The sequence below is a fragment of the Pseudomonas sp. PS01270 genome (assembly GCF_029959775.1).
GTDB classification, from domain to species: domain Bacteria; phylum Pseudomonadota; class Gammaproteobacteria; order Pseudomonadales; family Pseudomonadaceae; genus Aquipseudomonas; species Aquipseudomonas atacamensis.
The window spans coordinates 1-7,474 of the sequence record NZ_JASCPT010000187.1 but is presented as its reverse complement, the minus strand read 5'-3'; the positions used below and the strand labels follow the sequence as shown (position 1 = coordinate 7,474).

Annotated in this window: 8 protein-coding genes; 4 read left to right on the top strand and 4 right to left on the bottom strand. The window is 60.4% G+C overall.

Annotation, left to right across the window (positions count from 1 at the left end; all coding sequences use genetic code 11):
• Positions 1 to 234 precede the first annotated feature (234 nt).
• Both sseB and msrA read left to right on the top strand, forming a co-directional pair.
• Positions 235 to 1,020 (top strand): enhanced serine sensitivity protein SseB, encoded by a 786-nt coding sequence (gene sseB, locus QMX86_RS26605; protein WP_282387153.1) that lies wholly within the window; start codon positions 235 to 237, stop codon positions 1,018 to 1,020.
• Between the two features lie 146 nt (positions 1,021 to 1,166).
• Entirely contained in the window at positions 1,167 to 1,673 is a 507-nt protein-coding gene (gene msrA, locus QMX86_RS26600) for a peptide-methionine (S)-S-oxide reductase MsrA (RefSeq protein ID WP_071172004.1), read from the top strand.
• A 63-nt stretch (positions 1,674 to 1,736) separates the two neighbouring features.
• Here the strand turns inward: msrA and QMX86_RS26595 are convergent, their stop codons facing one another.
• Complete coding sequence (locus QMX86_RS26595; protein WP_282387155.1) at positions 1,737 to 2,960, bottom strand: MFS transporter; 1,224 nt, start codon at positions 2,958 to 2,960, stop codon at positions 1,737 to 1,739.
• Positions 2,961 to 3,022: 62 nt separating this feature from the next.
• Between QMX86_RS26595 and QMX86_RS26590 the strand changes: the two genes are divergently transcribed.
• Complete coding sequence (locus tag QMX86_RS26590; RefSeq protein ID WP_282387164.1) at positions 3,023 to 4,021, top strand: AraC family transcriptional regulator; 999 nt, start codon at positions 3,023 to 3,025, stop codon at positions 4,019 to 4,021.
• 39 nt (positions 4,022 to 4,060) lie between these two features.
• On the opposite strand, the gene QMX86_RS26585 is transcribed toward QMX86_RS26590, so the two are convergent.
• The 3 genes from QMX86_RS26585 to QMX86_RS26575 all read right to left on the bottom strand — a co-directional run bounded on the left by QMX86_RS26585 (position 4,061) and on the right by QMX86_RS26575 (position 6,325).
• Positions 4,061 to 4,693: a carboxymuconolactone decarboxylase family protein gene (locus QMX86_RS26585; RefSeq protein WP_282387156.1), complete on the bottom strand. Its 633-nt coding sequence runs from the start codon at positions 4,691 to 4,693 to the stop codon at positions 4,061 to 4,063.
• Between the two features lie 141 nt (positions 4,694 to 4,834).
• Positions 4,835 to 5,272 carry a cyclophilin-like fold protein gene (locus QMX86_RS26580; protein ID WP_282387157.1) on the bottom strand — a complete coding sequence of 146 codons (438 nt, stop codon included), beginning with the start codon at positions 5,270 to 5,272 and terminating at the stop codon, positions 4,835 to 4,837.
• A 24-nt stretch (positions 5,273 to 5,296) separates the two neighbouring features.
• Complete coding sequence (locus QMX86_RS26575; protein ID WP_110645698.1) at positions 5,297 to 6,325, bottom strand: alpha/beta hydrolase; 1,029 nt, start codon at positions 6,323 to 6,325, stop codon at positions 5,297 to 5,299.
• Positions 6,326 to 6,459: 134 nt separating this feature from the next.
• Here QMX86_RS26575 and QMX86_RS26570 point away from each other — a divergent pair, with 134 nt between their 5' ends.
• Positions 6,460 to 7,368 (top strand): LysR family transcriptional regulator, encoded by a 909-nt coding sequence (locus QMX86_RS26570; protein ID WP_282387162.1) that lies wholly within the window; start codon positions 6,460 to 6,462, stop codon positions 7,366 to 7,368.
• Positions 7,369 to 7,474 lie beyond the last annotated feature (106 nt).

The window sequence follows — 7,474 nt, the reverse complement described above, 5'->3', positions numbered from 1 at the left end:
AAACGCTAAATTCAAATGTGGGAGCGAGCCTGCTCGCTAAAGGGGTGTATCAGCCGTGAGTTATTTCAACTGACACGACGCCTTCGCGAGCAGGCTCGCTCCCACAGTTGGCTTTGTGGTGTTGGTTAGAACGACGCAGGATTCGAATCTCTGGACGAGTATCATCGTGACAGCACGTCTCCTCGGACCGGCCAGGTAATCATCGCTCTCCATTGAAAATAACGGACTGACCTCATGGATACTTCCCAAGAAAACCCATTGGAAACATCACTCCGGCTGGCCGCGGACGAACCCGCGCATCGCCCTGAGTTCTATCGAACCCTGCTGGACTCGACCGTCTACATCCTCGGCACCGCTGGTGCGGCGCGAGGCCATGTCAATCTCGAAGCCGGCAGCAACATCAGCATCGCCCATTGGCAGAAGCCCGATGGCACGTCGGTCATTCCGTTCTTCTCCTCGCTGCCAACGCTGCAACAATCCATCGACAGCGAGCAGAGCTATGTGGAGATACCGGCACGATCATTGTTCGAAATCACGCTGGGCGCGCTGCTCTTTCTGAATCCGAAGTCGCCGTACGGCAAAGAATTCCTTCCGGATGAAGTGCAACGCCTGCTCTCAGGCGAAATCGGCCGGCCCGCCACGCAGCGTACCGTCGAAAAAGAAACCAACGTCTTGCTTGGACAGCCTTCGGACTACCCATCGACGATGGTCCATTCGCTCTCGCAACTGCTGGCCAAACACGCCAATGTGAAACGCGCGTTCCTGGCGCTGATGCACGACCCCTCGATTGATGAAAAACCGCACTTGATCGTCGGCATCGAAGCGGATGGCGATATCGAGCAGGTCATGCGCGAAGCCGGCAATGTCGCTGCGGACACAGCCCCTGATGGCGGGCCGGTTGATTTTTGCCGCGTGCTGACGGGACAAGCCGGGCTGAGTGATTACTTCCTCAGGGAGACCAAACCGTTCTACGAGCGCAAGTCACCGAGCAAGCTGCGTTCGTTCTTTGGCTTTGGTTGAATACGTACTGACTAACATCGCAGTCGCCTGCATGTCGCCTGATCAGGTGGCCAGTGGTCGATTCTGATGAGCGTAACCTTGGATTCTCTCAACCCGCCCTCATAACAGTGAGTATCCCCACATCGTCTCGAGAGGAAGCACACACCATGACCACTCAAACCGAAACTGCCATTCTCGCTGGCGGCTGCTTTTGGGGCATGCAGGATTTATTGCGCCGCTACCCGGGTGTGCTGAAAACCCGCGTCGGCTATACCGGCGGCGATGTGCCGAATGCGACCTATCGCAACCACGGCAACCATGCCGAAGCCATCGAGATTGAATTCGATCCGGCGGTAATCAGCTACCGGCAGATCCTCGAGTTCTTCTTCCAGATCCACGACCCGAGCACGCCCAACCGTCAAGGCAACGATCTTGGTCCGAGCTACCGGTCGGCGATCTACTACCTCAACGACGAGCAGCGTGCCGTCGCTGAAGACACCGCCGCCGACGTCGACGCATCGAAACTGTGGCCGGGTCGAGTAGTAACGGAAATCGAACCGGCGGGGCCGTTCTGGGAAGCGGAACCCGAGCATCAGGATTACCTGGAGCGGATTCCGAACGGATACACCTGCCACTTCATCCGGCCTGATTGGAAACTGCCGAAGCGCGGTTGAAGAGAGGGATCGGCGGGGCTTCAGTGCTTCGCCACCGCCCCGCCCCGCCCCGCCCTGATCAAATCACAAATGCACTGGCAAAGCCGCCGAACCCGGCTCCGGCACATCGACATTGACCTTCAGTGCAATCAGCAGCGCGGCCAGCAACATCAGAATTCCAGCCGATATAAACACGCCATTGATACCGCTGAAACTGAACACCGAACCGCCGGCGGCAGCGCCTGAGGCAATCGCCGACTGCACCGATGCGACCACCATGCCGCCCGCGCTTTCGGCCTGATCGGGTATCGAACGCGCCACCCAGTTCGACCATGCGACAGGCACACCACCGAAAGCCATCCCCCACAGCGCCAGAAGCAAAGCCTGCCCGGTGAGCGAGGCCGGTAACCCGACCAACGCCAGAGCAGCAACGCCCACCAACACTGGCATCAGCACCAACGTTGCCCTTGGATTGCGCTGCAACAGCCAGCCGGCGAACAGCGTGCCGGCAAAGTTTGCCACGCCGAAACCAAGGAGCATCAGCGCCAGCGTCTGCGAGCCGACTCCGGTGGTGCTTTCCAGAAATGGCCTGATATAGGTGAACAACGCAAAATGACCGGTGTGTACCAATACGCAGCCGAACATGCCGACGGCAATGCCCGGTCGCAGCAACACCTCAAGCACCGTACGCAGGCGTGACGGACGATGCGGCGCCAGACTGGGTAGCGTGAACATTTGAAAGACCAGCGTCACCACGCCAACCGCCGCAGCTGCGAAAAACGCACTGCGCCAGCCAAACTGACCGCCGAGATAACTGCCCAATGGCACCGCCACCACGGTCCCCACGGCGATCCCGCTGAAGATGATCGACAGCGCCCGTGGCAGCAGCGCCGCCGGCACCAGGCGCATCGCCACGGCCGCCGCCATGCTCCAGAATCCGCCGAGGGCTATGCCCAAAAGGATGCGCATGATCAGCAACACCGCGAGGCTGGACGACAACGCGACCAGCAGATTCGAAGCAATCATCAGTGCCGAAAAGCCGAGTAATACCAGCCGCCGATCAAGGCTGCGCGTCAACCCGGGCACCAGCAATCCGGCAAACAGCGCGACCACCGCAGTCACCGTCACCGCTTGCCCTGCCAGCGCTTCGCTGACGCCGAGATCGAGCGCCATCGGCGTCAGCAGGCTGGCCGGCAGATATTCCGCCGTGAGCAGACCAAACACGCCCATCGCCAGTGAAAACACCGCCATCCACGCAGGCACCAGCGGCTCCCCGTCAGTTCGCCCATCACCTACACGTTCATTCATTTCAAGACTCCCTCGGACATTTCGAGAGGGCAGTCTATTGGCGACAACCCGGATGATCTATGATGCGAAGTCTTGAACTTTTGATCGAAACCCCGAACATGAGCAGCACCGATCCCTTTGCACTGTCATCAGACCTGATCACTGAATTGCTGCGCAGCATGCGTCTGCGTGGCGTGCAATATCGGCGGATCCACGCTGGTCCGCCGTATGGCCTGGGTTTCAGCGACAAGCCCGGCCATGCGTATTTCCACTTCGTCGCCGCTGGATCGACGGTATTGCGACTGGAGGACGGCAGCCTGTACGAGTTGTCAGCAGGCAATGCGGTATTCATTGCTCATGGTGCCGCGCACCAGTTGCTGTCACACGCCGGAGCTGAAGTGCAGGACATTGACAGCGCCGTCGCCGCACCGCTCGGCGACACGGTCTGCGCGGTGCAGGTCGGACACAGCGCCGATTCGCCCGATAGCGCCCTGCTCTTTAGTGGCTGTATGGAGTTCGAACTCGGCAGCCTGCAAGGCCTCGGTCGGCTGATGCCGGGTCTTATGCTGATCGACGCTGGCGGCCAGCGTTATCCGGGACTTATGCCAATCCTTGCGACCATGGAACGCGAAGTCAGCGCAGCGCGCATTGGCTTCGCCGGCATTCTCGCGCGCCTTGCCGACGTAGTGGCGGCAATGATTGTTCGCGGATGGGTCGAATGCGCTTGCGGCAATGCCTCCGGTCTCGTCGCCGCCCTGCGCGACCCTCGCCTGGCGCAGGCCTTGCTGGCCCTGCACCAACAACCGGGGCGCGACTGGAGCGTCGCCGAACTGGCAACGCTGTGCAACACCTCACGTTCGGTCTTCGCCGAACGCTTCCAGACCACCCTCGGCACCCCGCCGCTGCGCTACGCCACCGAACTGCGCATGCGCTTGGCCAGTCAGTGGCTGACCCTGGAAAGACTGCCAATCGAAGAAGTGGCGCAGCGCTTGGGCTACACCTCCCAAGCGGCGTTCAGTCGTGCGTTCAAGCGGATAACAGGAAGCTCACCGGGAGCGAGTCGGCGCCAGCGCGCACTATAAGAATTGCATTAACAGAGCGGCAATGAATCCGAGCCGCCCTCACCGCTGGATTTTGTCCAGCCCCGCGCCCACCCGCTCAGCAGCCTGAAAATCCCCACGCGACTCCAACTCCTGCGCCACTCGCCGCAACTGCTCAACCGTCAATCCCACATTCAGACTGATCTTCAAATGCGACTCCAGCTGTGATTCCACCCCAGCCATTGCCGCCAGCGCGCCAACCGTCGCCAGTTCCCGATCCGTCCATGCCAGGTTGTCGCGGGCGAAGATGTCGCCGAACAAGTGCACTTTCAGAAATTGATCGATCGCCGGGGCGAATTCGAACAGTGGGCCGGACACTGGCGCGCCGACCAGGCGGGTCTGATTGTCGGTGCCGAGTTCAGTGAGCGCATATCCCGACGGAACCGGACCCGGCTCGCGTCCCGGCACGTCTTCGATGCCCCGCGCGGCGCGTTCCTGCAAAACCTTCATCAGCAAGGACAAGGCGTTGAGGCTGCGCGGGAAGCCGGCGTAGGCGTACAGCTGCACCAGAATTTCCTTGGTCTCGCTGATGCTCAGCCCGGCATCGAGACCACGATTGAGTGCGTCGTGCAAACGCGGCATGTCGCCGATTGCAGCGTTGGCGGCAATCGGGGCGATCGCCAGTTGTTCAGGCGTCAGAGGCTGTTCTTTCATGATCGGTTTCTCCGGTGATCGGGAAGGATTGGCGCAGAGGGGATTCACGCAGGCTGCACTGGCGAGGACCGCGCAGCCGAGGGCGACGATGCGCAGAAGACGCCCTTGATTTAACGATTTCTGGTTCATCAATGACTCTCCTCACTCATGCAGAGTGAACGTCACCCGCACATCGCCACGCCCCAAGACTTCGGCCAAGTCCTGCGGCCGGCTGATGCGTCCAAGACGCGAATAGCGGTAGGACGAATCGAAGGTTTTATAGAAGACCACCAACGTATCGTCGCCATACAAAAGGAAATCGCCGTTGTGGATCGTGCCCGGCCGGTAGGGCTGGGTGGGCAATGGCGGCTGCACGGTGGCGTATTTTTCATTGCCGTGCAGGTCGGTCATGTCCAGGCTCAGCGGCAATCGCGTGAGCAATTGCCGCGTACTCGGGTTGTCATCCAGAGCAATGGCAAAACGCTGTTCTCCGACGGTCATCCACATCGTGCTGGCCTCCATAGCGGTCGGTGCAGACAGAGCAACGGGCAGCCATGCCATCAGTACGAATCCCTTCCAGCCGTTGGCAAAAGTCCGCATCGCTTTGCTCCGTCGCGTTGAAAGTTACTTCAGGTTGCTCTTGAAGAACTGCGTCAGCTTGGCAAAAGGAATCAGCTCGACCCGGTCGTACAGATCGACATGGCCGGCATTCGGCACGATCACCAGTTCTTTCGGCTGCCCCGCCAACCGGAATGCCTCTTCGCTGAACTCACGGGAGTGCGCGTCGGCACCGGCAATAAACAACATCGGGCGCGGCGAGATGCTCTCGATATCGACGAACGGATAGAAGTTCATGAACTTGGTGTTGCTGCTCAGCGTCGGACGCGTGGTCTGTTGCGGCGTCGAGCTGGCCGGGGTGAATTCGCCGCGCGGGGTGCGGTAGAAATCGAAGAATTCACGCTGGATCGGGTGGGTGTCGGCTTTCAGTTCCAGCACCGTGCCGCCGGTGTATGCGACCTTGCCGCCAGTGAACTCGGCGTAACGCTGCTCTGCCGCTTGCGCAATGATCTGCTTGCGCTGCGCAAGGCTTTGCGAGTGCTTGAGGCCATCACGGTTGGCCGCGCCCATGTCGTACATGCTGACGGTGGCGATGGCTTTCATGCGTGGGTCGATTTTCGCCGCGCTGATCACGAAGCTGCCGCTGCCGCAGATGCCCAACACGCCGATGCGCTCGCGGTCGATGAATGGCCGTGTGCCGAGGTAATCGACGGCCGCGCTGAAGTCTTCGGCATACATGTCCGGCAACACCGCGTTGCGCGGCGCGCCCTCGCTTTCGCCCCAGAACGACAGATCCAGCGACAGGGTGACAAAGCCCTGCTCCGCCAGTTTCTGCGCATACAGATTGGCGCTCTGCTCCTTTACCGCGCCCATCGGATGGCCAACGATAATCGCCGCGCTGCGGGCTGCCGGGTCGAGTCCTTTAGGGACAAACAGGTTGCCGACCACGGTCAGTTGATATTGATTTTTGAAGCTGACCTTCTGCGCGGTCACCTTGTCGCTTTTGAAGAAATTGTCGGCACCGTGGGACATGTCAGCTCCGAATGCAGTAAATGAACTCAGGAGAAACCCGAGCAGTATGAACAGTCGTTTCATGGGGGCGTCCTTGATCGAGAAGCCAGGCGTGGCCGGGATGAAGGTATTGTTGCGCAGGCTCGAGGCTTTGATTAGCTAATGAGTGCTTAATGCGGTTATAAACACTGCTAATCAATAAACCCGAGCGCGCACCCATGGCCAAACCCAACTTCAACGACCTGCTCGCCTTCGTCACCGTTGCCCGCAGCGGCAGCTTCACCCGCGCGGCGGTGCAATTGGGCGTGACGCAATCGGCGGTGAGCCAGGTAGTCTCGGCGCTGGAAGCGCGTCTGAAAATTCGCCTGCTGACCCGCACCACACGCAGCGTGTCACTGACGGCGGCCGGCGAACGTTTGCTGCACACCGTGGGTCATCGTTTCGATGAAATCGAAGCCGAGCTGGACGCGCTGACCGAGTTGCGCGACAGGCCTGCCGGTACGGTGCGCATCACCTGCGGCGACAACATCATCAAGACCACTCTGCTGCCCAAGCTGACGCCACTATTGCTGCAATACCCGGACATCAAGGTCGAGTTCGATATCAACTACGGTTTCCGCGACATCGTTGCCGACCGCTTCGATGCCGGCGTGCGTTTCAGCGATACCGTCGCCCAAGACATGATCGCCGTACCGATCGGCCCGCCGCTGCGCATGGCCGTGGTCGCTTCGCCCGGCTACTTTGCCCGGCATCCCGCCCCGCAACATCCGCGCGATCTGGCGGCACACCTTTGCATCGACATCCGTTTTCCGACCTACGACGGTGTCGATGCCTGGGAATTCGAGCGGCAGGGCAAAAAGCTGAAAGTGCGGGTCGACGGCCAACTGGTGTTCAACTCCACCGTGCACATCGCCGACGCCGCTGTGAACGGGCTGGGGATTGCCTACTTGCCTGAAGACGAGTTCGGTGCGCATCTGGCCGAAGGGCGTTTGGTCAGAGTGCTGGAAGACTGGTGCGAACCGTTCGGTGGTTTCCACCTCTACTACCCCAGCCGCCGCCAACCATCGCCGGCGTTTTCACTGGTGGTGGAAGCGTTGCGAGTGGAGAGAGATCCAGCCCCGTTGTAGGAGCGAGCCTGCTCGCGATAGCGTCGGCACATCCAATAGAGTAAGTTCCTGACCCAGCGCTTTCGCGAGCAGGCTCGCTCCCACAGGTTTTTGCGTCAGACCCCGG